The sequence below is a fragment of the Deinococcus sp. AJ005 genome (assembly GCF_009017495.1).
Classification (GTDB): domain Bacteria; phylum Deinococcota; class Deinococci; order Deinococcales; family Deinococcaceae; genus Deinococcus.
Genome location: NZ_CP044990.1, coordinates 815,313 through 832,374 on the forward strand (window position 1 = coordinate 815,313; position 17,062 = coordinate 832,374).

Genomic DNA, 17,062 nt, shown 5'->3' on the forward strand with positions numbered 1-17,062 from the left:
CTGCGGAGGACAAAGTCAAACCCGTTGCCCAGACCGCGTGTCTGCCCCGGCCTTGCCGGGGTGCTGTCAGACGCTTCTTGCTACGCTGTGGACCGGAGACTCCTGCATGCCCATTAAATTCGGAACGGACGGCTGGCGCGACATCATCGCCGATGAATTCACCTACGACAACGTGCGGCATGTGGCGCGTGCCCATGCCCAGGTTCTCAGTCAGGCAGGCGGCAGTTCGGTGGTTGTGGGCTTCGACACCCGTTTTCAGGGCGCGAATTTTGCCCGCGTGGTGGCCGAAACGATGGCCGAACAGGGGCTGGACGTGTGGCTGGCTGCCGAGTATCTGCCCACCCCAGCCCTGTCCTTTGCCGTCGTCCATCACGTTGCGGCAGGGGGTGTGATGGTCACGGCCAGCCACAACCCGCCTGCCTACAGCGGCTACAAGCTCAAGGGCAGCTACGGCGGCAGCGCCACCCCGAGCATCGTGGCCCAGGTGGAGGCCGCCCTGAACGCGCCCGAAGCCTACAGCGGCCCGCGCGGCACGGTGCGTCCCCTGGAGATCCGGCAGGCGTATTACGAGCAACTGGACCGGCAACTCGATCTGGACGTGCTGCGCGCCTACCGGGGCCGCGTCATTCACGATCCGATGGGCGGCGCGGCCTGTGGCTGGCTGACCGGGTACGCCGAACACGCCGGATTGCAGCTCGATCTGACGGAACTACACGGACGCCCCGATCCGCTGTTTCACGGCGTCAACCCGGAACCCGTGCCGCAGAGTCTGGGCGAGTTGATGGGCTTGCTGGCCGAAGAATCCGGGCCGACGCTGGGCGTGGTGACCGATGGCGACGCGGACCGGGTGGGTGCGGTCACAGCGGGGGGGCACTTCTTCAACAGCCATCAAATCTTCGCCGTGCTGACCGCGCATCTGTACCGTGTACGCGGTCTGCGCGGGCGTGTGGTCAAAACGGTGTCGGGCAGCCGCGTGATCGAGTTGCTGGCGCAGAAGCTGGGGCTGGAAGTGCTGGAAACCCCGGTGGGTTTCAAGTACATCACCGACGCTTTTCTGGAGGGGCAGGACGACGAATCGAAAGCCGTGCTGATCGGCGGCGAGGAATCCGGCGGCCTGTCCTCACGCGGGCACATCCCGGAGCGCGACGGCCTGCTGAACAGCCTGCTGATGATCGAGGCGATGGCGGCGAGTGGTAAAAGTCTGCACCAATTGTTTGCCGATATTGAGAAGGAAGTGGGCTTCCGGCATCACTATGACCGCGCCGATCTGCACCTGAGTGACCAGTTCGATAAGGCCGCGCTGCTGGCCGCTGCCCAGAACTTTAAGGAAGTGGCGGGCCATGCCGTGGAGGGCGTCAACACACGCGACGGCGTGAAGCTGACGCTGGCGGGCGGAGACTCGGCCATGTTCCGCGCTTCCGGCACCGAGCCGGTGGTGCGCGTTTATGTTGAGGCCCAGAGCGAGGCCGATCTGCGCGCCATTCTGGATGAGGCCACCCGGCGCGTGTACGGGTACGATCCGGGACATCAATCTGGCTGAACTTTCAGTCTGGCAGGCTGGACCGCAGCATCTGAAAGTTGCCGGAAAGCTGATATGTGCCCACAGCGGCGGGCAGCAGCAGCGACTCGAACTGGCCCAGTCGCCGGGTTTCTCCCCCGGCCTCCACCTGCGCCTCGCCCACAGTGACGGTCAGAACGTGGAAAGTCTGCCCGGCAGTATCGCCCGTCAGCTTGCTTCCTTTGCTGTTCAGCCGCTCCAGCAAGAAGTAGCCGCAGCGGGTCAGCTCCTGAACGGCGTCCCCGGCGGGGGGGAGGGCAGCGGCGGGCGCGGGCCAGGGGCGGGACACTTCCGCGCTCTTTTCGAGGTGCAGGGTGCGGCCAGCGGCGGCGGGCCGGTCCCAGTCGTAGATGCGGTAGGTCAGGTCGCTGGTCTGCTGGACCTCGTACAGAAAGACCCCTGGCCCCAGCGCATGCACGGTTCCGGCGGGAATCATGAAGGTGTTCCCGGCCTGAACGGGGGTGTAGGCGACGTGGTCCATGACCTTCCCGTCCAGAATCGCCTCACTCAAGTCGTCCTGAGTTGTATCTGGCTTGATGCCCGCGATGATCTGCGCGCCCGTGTCTGCCTCCAGCACCTGCCACGCCTCGGTTTTGCCCAAGTGGCCCTCGCCTTCCAGCATGCGGGCCTGTGCGTCATCGGGGTGGACCTGCACGCTCAGCCAGTCGGCGCAGTCCAGCAATTTGATCAGCAGCGGAAAGCGGGTGCTGGAAGCGCGCGTGCCCAGCAACTCTGCCGGAAACTGCTTCGTCAGTTCGGCTAGCGTCTGCCCGGCGTGGGGGCCGCCCGACACATGGTTGTCCTCGCCGATCACCCACGCCTCGCCAATGGGCTTGCTGTGGTCGCCGCCTTCCGGGATCAGCCGGGTGCCGCCCCACACGCGTTCAACCAGTTTGGATTCCAGCGGCAGGGGAGATGAGAGGGTGTGGGGCATGCCCACATCATAGAAGAGGGGCAGACCGTGATCTGGTCTGCCCCTCTTCTGATGTTGCCCAACTTACATGTGCAGCGCGCGTCCGCCTGCCGCCAGCGCCGCTTCTTTGACCACTTCGCTGAGGGTGGGGTGTGCGTGGATGGTGCGGGCCAGGTCCTCGGAGGAGCCGCCGAATTCCATGATCGCCACGGTTTCGCCAATCAGTTCCGACACGTTAGGGCCTACCATGTGGACGCCCAGCAGCTTGTCGGTGTCGGCGTCGGCCACCACTTTGACAAATCCGCGCGGATCGCCGTGGCCCAGCGCGCGTCCGTTGGCGCTGAAGGGGAACTGTCCGGTCTTGACGTTGTGGCCCGCGCCTTTTGCGGCTTTCTCGGTCAGGCCCGCCCAGGCGATTTCGGGCGAGGTATAGATCACCCAGGGAATCACGTCGTAATTGACGTGTCCGGCCTGACCCGCCAGTTGCTCGGCCAGCGCCACGCCCTCTTCCTCGGCCTTGTGGGCCAGCATCGCGCCGCCGATCACGTCACCGATGGCGTAGATACCCTTCAGGTTGGTGCGATAATGGCTGTCCACCTTGACGTAGCCGCGCTCGTCCAGCCCCAGCCCCACGGCGTCCGCGCCCAGGCCCGAGGTGTGTGGCACGCGCCCAATGGACACGATCAACTTGTCGAACTGCGCCGTGACTTCCTGCTCTTTTTCGGTGTAGGTCACGCTGACGCCCATATCAGACTGCTCCACTTTGGTGATGTTGACGCTGAAGTGGAAGTCCAGCCCCTGCTTCTTGAACTGTTTGAGGGATTCCTTGGCAACCGCATCATCGGCGGCCAGCAGGAAACCGGGCAGGGCTTCCAGAATGGTGACCTCCGCGCCCAAGCGACGCCACACGCTGCCCAGCTCCACGCCGATGACGCCCGCGCCGATCACGCCCAGTTTCTGGGGAACCTCGGTAAAGGCCAGCGCGCCGCTGTTCTCCACCACATGCCCGCCAAAGGGAGCCAGCGGCAGTTCGCGGGGGCTGCTGCCCGTCGCCACGATCACGTTCTTGGCCTTGACCTCGGTTCCGGCGGCGTCCACGATCCACTCGTCGCCGTCGGGGCGGACCAGCTTGCCCAGGCCCGAAATCGAGGTGATCTTGTTCTTCTTGAACAGGTAGGCGATGCCGCCCGTCAGCTTGTCCACCACGCCCGTCTTGCGCGACAGCATCTTGCCCAGGTCCATCTTCAGGCCGTCCACCATGATGCCGTGATCGGCCACGTCATGCGCGATCATCTCGAACTTCTCGCTGCTGTCCAGCATGGCCTTGCTGGGAATGCAGCCCACGTTCAGGCAGGTGCCGCCCAGACTGGGTTTGCCGTCCCGCGTAAAATCGTCCACGCAGGCGGTCTTGAAGCCCAACTGGGCGGCGCGAATGGCGGCCACGTACCCCGCCGGGCCGCCGCCGATGACCAACACATCATAGGAATCCATATCGCCCCTGAGCGTATCACTGCGGGCGAAAACGGATGGTGGCGCGTCCCGGCGCTGGAGTCTCTGGGCTGGAGACAGAGGCGCTGATCCGCCATATTGGGGGTCATGAACCCTGCTTTTGATCTGGACTACACGCTGGACGTCCTCGTGCGCCTACTGGACACTCCCAGCCCCACCGGATTTACGGAAGCTGCCGTTGCGCTGATCGAAAAGGAAGTGGCGGCGCTGAGACTCACGCCCACGCGAACCCGCAAGGGCGCACTGACCTGGGAAGTTCCTGGCAGCGGTGATGGACACGTCACCTTCAGCGGCCACACCGACACTCTGGGGGCGATGGTCAAGGGCATCAAGCCCAACGGGCGGTTGCTGCTGTCCATGCTGGGCGGCTACGACTGGGCCACCGTGGAAGGTGAGGACGTGCGGGTGCATACCCAGAGCGGGCGCGTGATTACGGGAACAGTGGTCAACATCCGCCAGAGTACCCACGTCCACGGTGCGGCCCTGCGTGACCTGAAGCGCGAGGCCGCCGTGATGGAAGTCCGGCTGGACGAGCGTACGGAGAGCGCGGCCGAGACTCGCACCCTGGGCATCGGCGTGGGTGATTTCGTCAGTTATGACGCTCGGCCCCGCGTGACTGCCGCCGGGTACATCAAATCCCGTCACCTGGACAACAAGGCAGCGGTGGCAATTTTCCTGGCCGTCACGAAGGAACTGGTCAAGACTCCGCCTGCCAGAACGGTGGCCTTTCACGTCACCACCTACGAGGAAGTCGGCCACGGCGCGGCCACGGGCATCCCGCCCCACACCGATGAACTGATCGCGGTGGATATGGCGGCGGTGGGAAGCGGCCAGACCAGCAGCGAACACTGCGTCACGTTGTGCGTGGCGGACAGCGGTGGTCCCTACGATCACGCACTGGGCAACCGTTTGCGGGCGGCGGCGGCCTCTGCGAACCTGGACCTGCGGGTGGATTTGTATCCCTTCTATTCCTCGGATGGCACGGCGGCGTGGCGGGCGGGTGGCGACTACCCGGTGGCGCTGATCGGCCCCGGCGTGGACGCCAGCCACTCCTACGAGCGGATGCACACCGACGCCCTGCGCGACACGACGGCGCTGATGCTGGCGTATCTGGGAAGAGAAGAATAAAACCGAACCCGGAAGATCACCGCCTGCTGGCGCTGTGGGCAGCGGTGTGCGCGGAGCATGTGCTGGACATTTTCGAGGCCCACCGTCCGCAGGACGACCGCCCCCGGAAAGCGGTGGAGGCTGTGCGGACCTGGGTGCAGGGCGATCTGGGCGTGAGCGTGGTGCGGGCTGCTGCCTTTGCCGCCCATGCGGCGGCACGTGATGCCCCGACACCTGCGGCTACCTCGGCGGCCCGCGCCGCTGGACATGCCGCTGCCACCGCGCATGTCGTGACGCACGCGCCGCACGCGGCTAGATACGCGCGGGCTGCGGCTTCGGATGTGGAGGCGGAACTCGAATGGCAACGGCAACAGCTTCCAGAGCGGCTGTGCGCCTTTGCGTTCGGCTGAGAGAGAAAAAACTCTTCAGTCGGCTTTGCAGCCAGCTCCCCTCTCTACGAGCTGTACCAGTCAAAAGGGAGCCAAGGAGCGCAGAAGATCGTGTTGGTCGAGAAATATCCTGCCTCCCTTCTGAGGGGAGGTGGCCCGAAGGGACGGAGGGGTCAAACCGCAAGCAGCCACCCCACACCTGGGTCAGCAAACTCTCTCTTCCTCAACCTGCAATGAAGCCACAGGCACATTTACATTCCCCCATTCGTCCGCGTAAGCTGGACGAGTGCTGTCCCTCCAAAAAGCGGCGAACATCCTGTCGGCCTTCAGCGCCGAGCAGCCCGAGTGGGGTGTGCGCGCTCTGGCCGCGCATCTGGGCATTCCACGCGCCACGGCGCACGCGTATCTGGCGGGCCTGACCGGGGCGGGCTTCCTGCGCCGCACCCCTGCTGGCAAGTACCGCCTGTCGTGGCATCTGGCCGAGATGGGCGCGCAACTTACGGCCTCCTTGCCGTGGTTTCCCGATGCCCGCTCATTGATCACCCGGCTGGCGCTGGAGGTGCGCTGCGTGGCCTTTCTGTGCATTCTGGAAGGTGAGGAAGTGGTGGCCGCCATCCGCGAACGCCACCCGGACGCCGATATCGATCTGCCGCTGGACATCTACCTGCCCGCCACCTCTACGGCCAGCGGCAAGATCCTGTACGCCCATGCCGATATCACACCCAAAACATTTGCCACCTGCACCCAGAGCAGCATCACCACGCTGGATGAGTGGCATACCGAGGTGGCGCGTGTTCAGCGTCTGGGCTATGCCTATAGCATCGAGGAATGGATTCCGGGGCAATGCACCCTGGGCGTGCCGTACCACTACGCAGGCGCGCTGGTGGCGGCCATCGGCGTGCAGATGAGCGCCGAACGCTACCTGCGCGAGGAAAGGACCGTGCGCGAGCGGGTGCTGGACATCGTGCGCGAGGCCGAGGGCCTGGGTTGAATGGGAGGGGGTAAGTGGGAGACTGAACCGGGTTGAAGACTGAACCGGGTCGCAAATTGTGCCCACAACCGCAGGGAAGCCGCTAAACTCGGCAGGCAGCCAAACGGGCGTTAGGGAAGGGGCAACACCCCTCACTTCTGACCCGTCACGATGAACAGGCGCAATCCATTTCAGCAGACCCGCCGCAGCAGACCCGATTGTCACGATCATAAGGAGGGGCCATGAACCCAGACGACCTGAAACAGATGCTCGATGCCCTCAAAGCCGCCGATGTCCGCGAATTCAGCCTTCAGACCGGCAGCTTTTCGCTGGACCTCAAGCGCGGCCCGCAGGCTGGAGGTGGAGGCACCTTCGCACCCAGCGCTCCCCAGGCCCAGCCCACTTTTGAAACCGCTTTTGACAGTGCGCCGACTGCCCCGGCCTCCACTTCTGCCCCAGCGTCAGAGGCCACTCCGGCTGCGCCCGCTGCCAGCGCGCCAGCAGCCTTGGCTGCCGCCAGCGGCGCACCAGTCAAAGCGCCCATCGTCGGCACCTTCTACGCCAGCAGCAGCCCGGACGCCGCGCCCTACGTCAAGGTGGGCGACACCGTGACTGCCGGGCAGATCCTGTGCATCATCGAGGCCATGAAGCTGATGAACGAGATCGAGGCCGAGGCGGGCGGCGTGGTGCGCGAGATTCTGGTCAAGAACGCCGAGCCGGTGGAATACGGCCAGACCCTGTTCCTGATCGAGTAGGAGGTTCTGGTTTTTTGCTCCTCCCTCCTTGTGGGGGAGGCTGGGAGGGGGGAAACGGGCATGGCGTGCCAGAGCTGCGTTTTGCCTCGCTCCCCGGAATTTTGAGTCAGTGATGTGAGCCAGTGATGTCAGAACCAGTAATAAAGGCGGGTTGAGACGTGTTCAAGAAAATTTTAATCGCCAACCGGGGCGAGATCGCCCTGCGGATCATCCGCACGGCCCGCGAACTGGGCGTCAAGACCGTGGTGGTCTACTCCACCGCCGACGAGAAGAGCCTGCCCGTGCTGCTGGCCGACGAGTCGGTGTGCGTCGGGCCGCCTGCCAGCAACGCCTCTTATCTGAATATCCCCAACATTCTCCAGGCGGCCATCATGACCGGCGCGGAGGGCATTCACCCCGGCTACGGTTTCATGGCCGAGAACCCCGATTTTGCCGAGATGTGCCGCGAACATGGGCTGGTGTTCATCGGCCCCACGCCCGAGAGTATGCGAGCGCTGGGCAGCAAGGCGGGCGGACGCGAGATTGCCGCCAACTCCAACGTCCCCGTCGTGCCTGGAACCGGCATTCTGCCTGATCTGGACGCGGCTGTACTGGCCGCCAAGCAGATCGGCTACCCTGTTTTGCTCAAGGCCAGCGCGGGCGGCGGCGGGCGCGGCCAGAAGGTCATCCGCACGCAGGACGAGCTGAAGAAGGGCTTCGCGCAGGCGCAGGAAGAGGCGCGTCTGTACTTCAGCGATCCCGACCTGATCATGGAAAAGTTTCTGGAAGAATTCCGGCATGTGGAAGTGCAGGTCATGGGCGACGGCACCGGCCACGTCATCCACATCGGTGAGCGCGACTGTTCCATCCAGAGGCGCAACCAGAAACTGATTGAGGAAGCGCCCAGCACCCTGCCCGACAGCTTGCGGCAGGAAATTCTGGCGGCAGGCGTGCGTCTGGCGCAGCACGTCAACTACGCCGGGGCGGGCACGCTGGAATTCATCGTGGACCGCGACGGCAACTACTACTTCATGGAGATGAACACCCGGATTCAGGTGGAACACTGCGTCTCCGAGATGATCAGCGGCCTAGATCTAGTGCGGATGCAACTGGAAATCGCCAGCGGGCATGGCCTGAACATGAAGCAGGAGGACGTGGTGCTGCGCGGTCACGCCATCGAGTGCCGCCTGAACGCCGAGGACCCCGACAAGGATTTCCGTCCGGCAGCGGGCAAGATCGACGACGTGCATTTCGCGGGTGGCCCCGGCGTGCGTGTGGACAGCCACGTTTACACCGGCTACGTGATTCCGCCGCACTACGACAGCCTGATCGGCAAGCTGATCGTGCATCACGACAACCGCGCCGAGGCAATTGCCCGCATGAAACGCGCCCTGGAAGAAACCGTGATCCAGGGGCCGAAGACCACCATTCCGCTGTACATCAAGATCATGGACAACCCGTTCTACAAACGCGGCGCGGTCATGACCAACTTTTTGAAGACGCGGATGGACATGTGAGGGTCGGCATCGCCTGATCAAAACGGTGAAAAGCACCCGCATTGGCGCGGGTGCTTTTCAATTGCTGAACCCAGTTTGAAATCGTTAGCGTCCGATTACGGCTGATCGCGCATCGGGTCCACGGTCAGCACCGGGGCTTCGGCCACGGCTTTCACGCCGACTTCGAGCAGATCGTCCTTGCCCTGTGTCAGATCACGGATCTGCTGCTCGCCCTGAGCAAAGTTCTGATCGGGGGTGATGCGGGTGGGGTACGGCGTGCCGTCGGGCTTGGCGTAGTTCAGGATGGTCAGTTGCAGCGCGCCGTCGCCGGCTTCAAAGATGCGTGTAGCGGTGTTGCCCACCCCGGCGGTGGGGTCGCCAATGACCGGGCCGCGCCCGGCGTACTGGATTTCATAGGCGAAGAATTCACTGCATGAGGCGCTGCCGCCGTCCACCAGCACGGCCAGCGGCCCGGTCCATAGTTGCGGATTCTGAACGCTGGAGGCAATGCGTCCGTCGTCCAGAATGGTTCCCCGGCTGACCAGGGTGCGTCGGTTGCCATCCACGCTGCGGGCCACACGGGTTACGCTGGGCACGAAGGCACTGACGCCGCTGTCGCACTCGTACAGGCTGCCGCCGCCGTTGCCGCGCAGGTCCACGAGCATGCCCGAGGCCCCGCGCCGCTTTGCCTGCCCCACCAGATCATGGATCTTTTGCGCCACGCCGCCGCCCGATAGGAAGGTGGGAATCCGCAGCACGGCCACCTCGCCCGACGTGCCAGTGGTGGTGGTGCTGGCCGCGCCTGCTGGTGTGCTGGCAGGCACGTAATCGATGCGCGGCAGATCGCGCGTGCTGCTCTCGCGGGAGGTCAGGGTCAGGGTCAGGCCCACGCCCCGGCGGGTCAGGCCCAGCGCGGTGGGCACGCCTTTTTCCTTGGCCGCCTTGAGGCCCGCGAAGGTATAGGGCGCGTTGTCGATGCTCAGCAGCAGGTCGCCGCGTTGTAAGCCGCCTTCCTCGGCGGCGCTACCTGGCACGACTTCGGTGACCACGCGGCTCTCGCCGTCCAACTGGGCCAGTTTGACGCCAAATTGCAGGCGGTTGCCGCCGCTCTGGCTGGCCGAGAACTCCTTGAAATCCTCGGGCGTCTGAAAGAAGGTGTGTTCGTCGCCCAGCGCCGTGACCTCGGCCTGAATCACCGGGTACGCCTTGGCCTCGGCGCAGTTGGCGGGCGAGGAACTGCACACGGCGTCCAGCCGTTTCTGGTACTCGGCGGCCAGCGCCACGCGGTCCACCGTGGACAGTCCGCCGTAATTGTCTTCCAGCAGAGAGTTGACCTGGTTAAAGACGGTCTGCGCCGGAGAGGGCACGGTCTGCGCCCCGGTGCCGCTCAGCAGCAGGGCGCTGCCCAGCATCAGCACACGTCCCGCATGTGCCAGAAGAGGGCGGCCAGATCGGAGGCTGCCGGGAGTGACACGGCGCGGAGCGGAGGAGCGCGCGGTTGGTTTCATAACTGACCCCCATTCTGCTCCGAACAGATGGGAAAATGGTGGGCTAGAATTGCTGTAAAAGTCACGAAAGCCCGCACTGGCACGTTAAAAAGCGGGAATGGCTACAGTGGCGCTAGGGGGAGCTGGGGGGGATGACCAGAGCCAGCCTCTCACCCTCAGACGATTTACGCCACGGGCTGCTGCTGGTACAGCTCTACCACGCGGCGCAGGAATTTCAGGCCCGGCTCCAAGCTGCTGGTCTGCACCCATTCGTCCAGGCGGTGGGCGTTGCCGCCCCGGTACACCCCAATGGCGACAGCAGGCAGACCGTGCGGCGCGGCGGCGTTGGCGTCGGTGCTGCTGGCCGCCGTCCGCAGGTCCGTGCGGTTTTCACGGGCGGCCTCACGGATCAGGGGCATCAGGGCCGCGCTGTGCAGGTCGCCGCCGGGACGGTCTCCCACCTGCTCGATCCGTACGGTCACGCCTGCCTCGCGCGCCGCCGCATGCAGGGCCGAAACCGCGCGGCGATCCAGTTTGCCCAGGACATCGTGGTCCAGCGAGCGCAGATCAAGGAGCAACTCGGCGCTGGCCGCAATGGAATTGACGCTGGTGCCGCCCGAGGCCACCCCCACATTCAGGGTGGTGCGCGGTGCGGGCGGCAACGGCAGGGCATACAGCGCACTGATGGCCCGCCCGAGTGCGTGCAGGGCACTGGGAGACTGATCGCCCCAGGAATGCCCACCCGGCCCCAGGAAGGTGGCCCGGTAGCGCCGCACGCCTACCCCACGCGTGACCGCAATCCCCAGATACCCGTCCACCGCGATAAACGCCCCCAACTGCTCGCGGTGCTGAGAGATCAGGTATTTGCTGCCGCGCAGGTCCCCCAGTCCTTCCTCTCCCACGTTGGCCGCCAGCCACAGCGGACGGCGCAGCAGGCCCACCTGTCCGCGCAGGTCACGCAGCAGCGCCGTCAGCACGGCCAGACTGGCGCTGTTGTCGCCCACTCCCGGCCCGATCAATCGTCCGCCGTCCTCGCGCACGGTCACGTCGGTCCCGGCCTCGAACACGGTGTCCAGATGCGAGGCCAGCAGCAGCGCCGGGCGGCCCTCGGTGCCGGGGGGCACGATGCGGGTCAGCACGTTGCCCACCGCGTCGATGTCGCAGGGATAGCCCAGTTCCCGCCACAATTCCGCGATCAACTCGGCCCGTCGTCCTTCCGCGAATGTAGGTGCAGGCGTCTGCGCGATCCGCGCCAGGTAAGCAAGAGGCATCAGGCGCAATTCTAGCGGCTGACTGTACGGGCAATAGCACGGCAGCCGACAGGGGTTTAGGCAAGGCTAATAAATTCTGCCGTGGACATTCTGCCGCCGCTACAGCGCCCGCGTCTGGAAGACCATGACCTCGCTGCCCTTTTCTAATGGGCCACCCTGAAAACTGCCCGTCACGCGCGGCGACTCGAAGCCCGCGAAGCGCAGCAGCCACTCCACCTCGTAGCGCGTGTAATAGCGCTGGGTCAGCGTGTAATGCCGCCGGGTCAGCCGCCCGCCGTCATGCGTGGTGTCCACGGAATATTCGGTGGTGATGTGCTGCCGCAACTTGTCGTGGCGCTGCACCAGAAAAATGTCGGTGCGGCCACCGTCCGGCGCGTGTAGCGTTTCGCCCTCGTGCCGCACGGTGTTGGGCTTGCCGAAGCGCGGTAGATACAGATCAAAGGCGAACTGGCCCCCCGGCTCCAGATGCGCGTGCAGGTTTTGCAGTGCCCCGAGCTGCTCGTTCGGGGTGTACAGGTGCATCAGCGCGTTGAAAGGGGCGATGATCAGGCTGAATTTCTGCTCCAACTGGAAGGTCTGCATGTTCCCCTGCACCAGCTTCAGCGGCTGCCCACCCGCCGCCCGCTCCTGCGCCCGCTCGATCATGCGCGCGCTGGGTTCCAGTCCGGTCACGTCCACGCCGCGCCGCGCCAGATACGCGGTCACACGCCCGGTTCCGGCCCCCACCTCCAGCACCGGCCCCGCCGCCCGCTCGGCCACGCCCGCGTAAAAGTGCAGGTCGTCGCGGTACAGCTCGTACTGGTGGTCATACAGGTCGGCGAAGTCGTCGTAGTTCATGGGGAAGAGGGTAGTGGGTTTTGGGAAGTCAGGCTGTCCAGCCCTCAACCCTCAGTACAGCTTGTCCAGCACCTCGTCCTTCATCACGAAGCTGTTGTCCTTCGCCGGGAATTCGCGGGCGCGGACCTCGGCGGCGTATTTCTCAATCGCTTCTCGGGAAATCTGGCCCACCTCGGCGTAGCGTTTGGCAATCTTCTTCTCCTCGCCCTCGTAGACGCCCAGCAAGTCGTGGGTGACCAGCACCTGCCCGTCGCACCCCACGCCCGCGCCGATGCCGATGGTGGGAATGGTCAGTTTCTCGCTGATCAGTTTGGCGAGGCGGGCAGGAATCACTTCCAGCACCAGGGCAAAGGCCCCTGCCGCCTCCAGTTCCTGCGCGCCTTCCAGGGTGGCGCGGGCGCTGGCGTCGTCCTTGCCCTGCACCTTCAGGCCGCCCTGCGCGGTGGCGGTCTGGGGCATCAGGCCCACATGGCCCATCACGGGGATGCCGTTGCGGGTCAGGGTCTGCACCACAGCCAGAATTTCGGGCGAGGCTCCCTCCATCTTGATCGCGTCCGCCCCGGTTTCCTGAATGACGCGCACGGCGTTTCGCATGGCGTCCTGCACCCCGGTGTGGTACGTGCCGAAGGGCAAATCCACCACCATGAACGTATCCGGCGCACCCCGCCGCACGGCGCGGGCGTGGTGGATCATGTCGGCCAGCGTGACCGGGGCGGTGGAGTCGTAGCCCAGTACCACGTTGCCCAGACTGTCGCCCACCAGGATCAGGTCCACCCCGGCGGCCTCGGCATGTTTCCCGCCGGGGTAGTCGTAGGCGGTGACCATCACCAGCGGTTGCGGCGAGGTCTGAAGTTCGGGCAGGCTGCGCTTCATGAGGGCAGGGTAGCAGGGGAGACGTGTGGCCTGCCGCTTTCTGGCCCTTCGTGCCCTGCACGCGCCTACAATGCCCTTCATGAGTGACATTCTGAGCGGCTGGACCCCGGCCCCCGCAGGCTACAAACACGTCGTCAGCGTCAGCCTGGGCAGCAGCAAGCGTAACGCCCGCGAGGAAGTTCACCTGCTGGGTCAGCCGTTCATTCTGGAACGCATCGGCACCGACGCCGACGCGAAAAAAGCCGCCGAGCTGTTTGGAGCGCTGGACGGCAAGATAGATGCCTTCGGGCTGGGCGGCGCGGATTTGTATGTCATCGCGGACGGCAAGCGCTACCTGTTCAACAACGTTAAAAAGCTGATAGCGAACGCTAAACAAACCCCCGTGTTGGACGGCAGCGGCCTCAAGAACACCCTGGAGCGCGACGCGATTGCCCAGCTTGACCCGCTACTGAACTGGCGCACCCAGAAGGTGTTGATGGTCTCTGCTGTGGACCGTTTCGGCATGGCGGAGGCGCTGGCGCAGCACGGCGCGGACATCGTGTTCGGGGACGTGGTGTTCGGGCTGGGCATTGACCGCCCGTTGCGCTCGCTGGCGGCTTTGCGGAACGTGGCGAAGCTGGTGCTGCCGGTGATCACCAAGTTGCCGCAGGACTGGTTTTACCCCACGGGCGCGAAGCAAGAAAGCAGCGTGGAGGGCAAGGGCACCAAGTATTACGCCTGGGCCGACGTGATCGCCGGGGACACCCACTATGCCAAGCGTTACGCCCCGAAACATCTGGAGGGCAAGACCATCCTGACGCAGACCATTACCGAGGCAGACCGGGACTGGATGAAGGAGCGCGGGGTGGCGCGGCTGATCACCACGACGCCGCGCATGGGCAGCCGCAACTTTGCTACCAACGTGCTGGAAGCGTTCTTCGTGGCCCTGAGTGGGAAGAAAGAGGCGCTGAGTGAGGACGAGTATCTGAAGTACATCCGGGAAGTGGGGTTCAAGCCGGAAGTGAACGAGCTTTAGAGCGGTGGGTTTACTGGGGTAGCCCCAGCTTCCTACCCCAGGGGGGCAAGTGGAGCAGGTGTTGTGCTGGGCACGAGTTTATGGGCGTTATGGGCGGGAGTTGTTGGCGGCGTTTCTGGTCGGATGCCTGACTCCGTTACGCTGCGTGAGGGCCATCCGCTTCGCGCCCGACGGCTTTCGGCTGCCTTTTGCAGTGGGGTGGGCCAGATGAGTGGATTCGGTTTGGGATGCCTGGGCTTTGCGGCTAGGATGGCTCCTATGACCAACGGTGAGCGGTTGAACTGGAGAGCTGGCGTGCTGGCCGCCGTTCTGGCGCTGTCTGCCAGTCCGGTCCTGGCGCAGACGACGCCTGTCTCGCTGCCTAAGCCTCTGTTGAGTGGCACTACCTCCGGGCTGGGCTGGGGCATCTACGCGGGTGGATTGACCAATGCTGGATTGCAGGAGGAAGGCCAGGGCCTGCGCGTCAGTGTTCCAGCAGGGGCCAGTGTGCTGGGCACGCGCTACGACGCGGTAAAAAGAACTGCTCTGCTGACCTATCGGCTGCCAAAAGGACTGGACGCCCGCAGCGCCCTGGCCTTTGCCACCAACCAACTTCAGCTCCAGGGCTTCGACATCGGGGAACGCACCTTTCCCGACGCCAGCAGCGCCCGCGCCACCCTCAGCCGCGACGCGCAGAGCATCGAAGTGCACACCACACGGCAGGCCAATGGGGATATGCAGGTGTTGTACGTGTTTGGCGGCCCTCAGCCCTGATGGCCTAGCCAGTCCTGCCACTCTGGAAACTTTACCGACGCGCGTAAAAGCTGCATCAGCGCGGTGCCGGGGCGGGTGTACCACAGGTCTGTCTCGTGGCTCTCAGGAACGTAGGCGAGGCGGCGGGTGGCGTCCTCAAGCAGATACGCGAGCAGACGCAGCGTCGCGCCACCGTCCAGCACGGCTTCCTCGCGGTAGCCGCTCAGCAGTTCGGGGGCGGCCAGCGGCCCGGCGTAGGTCAGGTCCAGCACCGGGTCACCCCAGCCCGCGTCTCCCCAGTCGATCAGCGCCGTAACCGCGCCCGTGTCCGTGACCATCAGGTTTCCCGCATGCAGATCGTTGTGCAGGAAGACCGGGGTGGGAGGTGGGGCCGCAGCCAGCAGCCGGGAGACCGTTTCCGTAGCCCAGTTGGCCTCGGTCAGCCCCAACGTTTTGCTGTCGGTCACGCGGGCCAGGGTGCGGGGCAGGTTGGGCGGGGCGATAGGATTGAGCCTGCCTTGCGGATCGGGTGCGGCGGTCACGTTCCGGTGAAGCTGGGCCAGCTCACGCCCCGCCTCCCGGTAGGCGTGCAGCAGACGCGGATCGCCCTCGGCCCAGCCGTAACTTTCCAGACTGCGGCCCGGTGCGAAGGCGTAGACGGTGACGGGCGCGTCCACCACATCCCGGTCATCGTCGAAGATCAGCAGTTCCGGCGTCCTCACCCCGGCGTGAAAGGCGGCGGGTGCGGCCACGCTCTCGGTCAGGGCGTCTTTGGCATCGCCCGGCATGGGAATGCGGAGAACTATGGGCTGGCCGTTCAGGGCCGCGCGGTAGACCCGGTTGACGATACCGACGCTGGGCAGCCGTTCCAGCCAACCTTCCACTCCATACTTCTGCGACAAGGCGGCGAGTTCGGCAGGGGTCAGGTCAGGCAGGGCGGGCATCCCCCGCAGTCTGGTCTAAATCCCTCCGCGCCGCAGCGGCCACCCGGCGGATACACTTTCCCGCATGCAATCACTGGTGGACGCGATTCGTGAACAGGGTGTGATTCTGCCCGGCGGTTTTCTCAAGGTGGACGGTCTGGTCAACCATCAACTCCTGCCGGGCCTGACGCGTGAGATGGGCGTGCGTTTCGCAGAACTGTTCGCGCCCCTGAAACCCAACAAGGTCCTGACCATCGAGGTCAGCGGCATCGCCCCCGCAATCTCTGCCGCGATGGAACTGAACGTGCCGATGGTCTATGCCCGCAAGAAAAAGCCGCTGACCATGAAGGAACCTGCTTTTACCGCGTCGTCGGTCAGCCGCACCAAGGGCGGAAACGTGGACCTGTTCATCAGCAGCGAATTCCTGGGGCCGCAGGACCGCGTGGTCATCATCGACGATTTTCTGGCCTCCGGCGGCACCCTGCGCGCCCTGACCGGGATGATCGAACTCAGCGGCGCAACCCTGCTGGGCCTGGGCTGCGTGGTGGAAAAGCAATTTGAATCTGGGCGCGAATTTCTGGCCGATCTGGGCGTGCCGATCCATACCCTCGCCAACATCGTCCGCATGAGCGAACAGGACGGGATCGAGGTGGAGGTGGGCCGCTGAACCGGCGCAAGCATGAGGCCGCCTGAACCCTGCGCTCAGTCGCCCGGTCAGGCGGTTGCCTAAGCTGGCGCCATGACCCAGCCTGATCCCCGCTCCGCCCTGATTCCAGACCAGAGTGCCCGCATCAACGTGGCAACCTACAGCACCTATCCAGAGGCCCAGCGCGCCGTGGATTACCTGAGCGACGAGAAATTCCCGGTGGAGCGCACCGCCATTATCGGTGAGGGCCTCAAGACCATCGAGCAGGTCACGGGCCGCCTGGACTGGGGCCGCGCGGCGGGCCTGGGCTTTGGGCAGGGGCTGTTTATCGGGTTGTTCGTGGGCCTGATCTTTAACCTTCTGGGGCTGGGCGGCGGCAATCTGCTGTTCTCGGTGGCCTACGGCATGGTGCTGGGCGCAATTTTTGGGCTGGTCTGGGGTGTGGTGGGATATGCCCTCAGTGGTGGGCGGCGTGATTTCACATCCATTGGTGGGATGCGCGCCGACCACTACGTGATCGTGGCCGACGCCGAGGTGGCCGAGAAAGCCAAAGCGCTGCTGGCGAATCTGCCGCCGCGCTGAGTGGGCTGAAGACTTGAATC

Annotated in this window: 17 protein-coding genes; 10 read left to right on the forward strand and 7 right to left on the reverse strand. The window is 64.9% G+C overall.

Features of this window, described 5'->3' with window-relative positions:
* The first annotated feature begins 106 nt into the window (after positions 1 to 106).
* Entirely contained in the window at positions 107 to 1,540 is a 1,434-nt protein-coding gene (locus tag DAAJ005_RS05790) for a phosphoglucomutase/phosphomannomutase family protein (protein WP_151846285.1), read from the forward strand.
* A gap of 4 nt (positions 1,541 to 1,544) precedes the next feature.
* On the opposite strand, the gene DAAJ005_RS05795 is transcribed toward DAAJ005_RS05790, so the two are convergent.
* Complete coding sequence (locus DAAJ005_RS05795; RefSeq protein ID WP_151846286.1) at positions 1,545 to 2,492, reverse strand: type I phosphomannose isomerase catalytic subunit; 948 nt, start codon at positions 2,490 to 2,492, stop codon at positions 1,545 to 1,547.
* A 63-nt stretch (positions 2,493 to 2,555) separates the two neighbouring features.
* The gene (gene lpdA / locus DAAJ005_RS05800) at positions 2,556 to 3,962 is read right to left on the reverse strand and encodes a dihydrolipoyl dehydrogenase (RefSeq protein WP_151846287.1); all 1,407 of its coding nucleotides are present in this window, start codon (positions 3,960 to 3,962) and stop codon (positions 2,556 to 2,558) included.
* A gap of 105 nt (positions 3,963 to 4,067) precedes the next feature.
* Here lpdA and DAAJ005_RS05805 point away from each other — a divergent pair, with 105 nt between their 5' ends.
* From DAAJ005_RS05805 to accC, 5 genes are all read left to right on the forward strand, one after another.
* Positions 4,068 to 5,108: a M42 family metallopeptidase gene (locus tag DAAJ005_RS05805; RefSeq protein WP_151846288.1), complete on the forward strand. Its 1,041-nt coding sequence runs from the start codon at positions 4,068 to 4,070 to the stop codon at positions 5,106 to 5,108.
* Positions 5,105 to 5,497, forward strand: coding sequence for a putative immunity protein (locus DAAJ005_RS05810; protein ID WP_151848414.1), 393 nt, complete (start codon positions 5,105 to 5,107; stop codon positions 5,495 to 5,497). The genes DAAJ005_RS05805 and DAAJ005_RS05810 overlap by 4 nt, the downstream gene beginning before the upstream one ends.
* A 265-nt stretch (positions 5,498 to 5,762) precedes the next feature.
* On the forward strand, positions 5,763 to 6,467 hold the full coding sequence (locus DAAJ005_RS05815) for an IclR family transcriptional regulator (RefSeq protein WP_075834497.1): 705 nt from the start codon (positions 5,763 to 5,765) through the stop codon (positions 6,465 to 6,467).
* Between the two features lie 221 nt (positions 6,468 to 6,688).
* Positions 6,689 to 7,201, forward strand: a complete 513-nt coding sequence (gene accB, locus DAAJ005_RS05820) for an acetyl-CoA carboxylase biotin carboxyl carrier protein (RefSeq protein ID WP_151846289.1) — start codon at positions 6,689 to 6,691, stop codon at positions 7,199 to 7,201.
* A gap of 158 nt (positions 7,202 to 7,359) precedes the next feature.
* Positions 7,360 to 8,697, forward strand: coding sequence for an acetyl-CoA carboxylase biotin carboxylase subunit (accC, locus tag DAAJ005_RS05825; RefSeq protein ID WP_151846290.1), 1,338 nt, complete (start codon positions 7,360 to 7,362; stop codon positions 8,695 to 8,697).
* Positions 8,698 to 8,792: 95 nt separating this feature from the next.
* Here the strand turns inward: accC and DAAJ005_RS05830 are convergent, their stop codons facing one another.
* From DAAJ005_RS05830 to panB, 4 genes are all read right to left on the reverse strand, one after another.
* On the reverse strand, positions 8,793 to 10,184 hold the full coding sequence (locus tag DAAJ005_RS05830) for a S41 family peptidase (protein ID WP_151846291.1): 1,392 nt from the start codon (positions 10,182 to 10,184) through the stop codon (positions 8,793 to 8,795).
* Between the two features lie 164 nt (positions 10,185 to 10,348).
* On the reverse strand, positions 10,349 to 11,434 hold the full coding sequence (locus DAAJ005_RS05835) for a M20/M25/M40 family metallo-hydrolase (RefSeq protein WP_075834504.1): 1,086 nt from the start codon (positions 11,432 to 11,434) through the stop codon (positions 10,349 to 10,351).
* Between the two features lie 99 nt (positions 11,435 to 11,533).
* Positions 11,534 to 12,271, reverse strand: coding sequence for a trans-aconitate 2-methyltransferase (locus DAAJ005_RS05840; protein ID WP_151846292.1), 738 nt, complete (start codon positions 12,269 to 12,271; stop codon positions 11,534 to 11,536).
* Positions 12,272 to 12,322: 51 nt separating this feature from the next.
* Complete coding sequence (panB, locus tag DAAJ005_RS05845; protein ID WP_151846293.1) at positions 12,323 to 13,144, reverse strand: 3-methyl-2-oxobutanoate hydroxymethyltransferase; 822 nt, start codon at positions 13,142 to 13,144, stop codon at positions 12,323 to 12,325.
* A 79-nt stretch (positions 13,145 to 13,223) separates the two neighbouring features.
* On the opposite strand from panB, the gene DAAJ005_RS05850 reads away from it, so the two are divergent.
* Both DAAJ005_RS05850 and DAAJ005_RS05855 read left to right on the forward strand, forming a co-directional pair.
* Complete coding sequence (locus DAAJ005_RS05850; RefSeq protein ID WP_192930881.1) at positions 13,224 to 14,159, forward strand: quinate 5-dehydrogenase; 936 nt, start codon at positions 13,224 to 13,226, stop codon at positions 14,157 to 14,159.
* A gap of 258 nt (positions 14,160 to 14,417) precedes the next feature.
* Complete coding sequence (locus DAAJ005_RS05855) at positions 14,418 to 14,912, forward strand: hypothetical protein (RefSeq protein ID WP_151846294.1); 495 nt, start codon at positions 14,418 to 14,420, stop codon at positions 14,910 to 14,912.
* On the opposite strand, the gene DAAJ005_RS05860 is transcribed toward DAAJ005_RS05855, so the two are convergent.
* Positions 14,903 to 15,835: a phosphotransferase family protein gene (locus DAAJ005_RS05860; protein ID WP_151846295.1), complete on the reverse strand. Its 933-nt coding sequence runs from the start codon at positions 15,833 to 15,835 to the stop codon at positions 14,903 to 14,905. The two genes, DAAJ005_RS05855 and DAAJ005_RS05860, sit on opposite strands and share 10 nt — an antisense overlap.
* 64 nt (positions 15,836 to 15,899) lie before the next feature.
* On the opposite strand from DAAJ005_RS05860, the gene xpt reads away from it, so the two are divergent.
* Both xpt and DAAJ005_RS05870 read left to right on the forward strand, forming a co-directional pair.
* The gene (gene xpt / locus DAAJ005_RS05865) at positions 15,900 to 16,481 is read left to right on the forward strand and encodes a xanthine phosphoribosyltransferase (RefSeq protein WP_151846296.1); all 582 of its coding nucleotides are present in this window, start codon (positions 15,900 to 15,902) and stop codon (positions 16,479 to 16,481) included.
* A gap of 72 nt (positions 16,482 to 16,553) precedes the next feature.
* Complete coding sequence (locus DAAJ005_RS05870; protein WP_151846297.1) at positions 16,554 to 17,042, forward strand: general stress protein; 489 nt, start codon at positions 16,554 to 16,556, stop codon at positions 17,040 to 17,042.
* The last annotated feature ends 20 nt before the right edge of the window (positions 17,043 to 17,062 follow it).

Excerpts from the sequence above, each read along its gene's own strand:
- DAAJ005_RS05860 (WP_151846295.1), bottom strand. The coding sequence starts at position 15,835 with ATGCCCGCCCTGCCTGACCTGACCCCTGCCGAACTCGCCGCCTTGTCG.
- lpdA (WP_151846287.1), bottom strand. The coding sequence starts at position 3,962 with ATGGATTCCTATGATGTGTTGGTCATCGGCGGCGGCCCGGCGGGGTAC.
- DAAJ005_RS05835 (WP_075834504.1), bottom strand. The coding sequence starts at position 11,434 with ATGCCTCTTGCTTACCTGGCGCGGATCGCGCAGACGCCTGCACCTACA.
- DAAJ005_RS05795 (WP_151846286.1), bottom strand. The coding sequence starts at position 2,492 with ATGCCCCACACCCTCTCATCTCCCCTGCCGCTGGAATCCAAACTGGTT.
- DAAJ005_RS05870 (WP_151846297.1), top strand. The coding sequence starts at position 16,554 with ATGACCCAGCCTGATCCCCGCTCCGCCCTGATTCCAGACCAGAGTGCC.
- accB (WP_151846289.1), top strand. The coding sequence starts at position 6,689 with ATGAACCCAGACGACCTGAAACAGATGCTCGATGCCCTCAAAGCCGCC.
- DAAJ005_RS05855 (WP_151846294.1), top strand. The coding sequence starts at position 14,418 with ATGACCAACGGTGAGCGGTTGAACTGGAGAGCTGGCGTGCTGGCCGCC.
- DAAJ005_RS05790 (WP_151846285.1), top strand. The coding sequence starts at position 107 with ATGCCCATTAAATTCGGAACGGACGGCTGGCGCGACATCATCGCCGAT.
- DAAJ005_RS05805 (WP_151846288.1), top strand. The coding sequence starts at position 4,068 with ATGAACCCTGCTTTTGATCTGGACTACACGCTGGACGTCCTCGTGCGC.
- xpt (WP_151846296.1), top strand. The coding sequence starts at position 15,900 with ATGCAATCACTGGTGGACGCGATTCGTGAACAGGGTGTGATTCTGCCC.
- DAAJ005_RS05840 (WP_151846292.1), bottom strand. The coding sequence starts at position 12,271 with ATGAACTACGACGACTTCGCCGACCTGTATGACCACCAGTACGAGCTG.
- DAAJ005_RS05850 (WP_192930881.1), top strand. The coding sequence starts at position 13,224 with ATGAGTGACATTCTGAGCGGCTGGACCCCGGCCCCCGCAGGCTACAAA.
- panB (WP_151846293.1), bottom strand. The coding sequence starts at position 13,144 with ATGAAGCGCAGCCTGCCCGAACTTCAGACCTCGCCGCAACCGCTGGTG.
- DAAJ005_RS05830 (WP_151846291.1), bottom strand. The coding sequence starts at position 10,184 with ATGAAACCAACCGCGCGCTCCTCCGCTCCGCGCCGTGTCACTCCCGGC.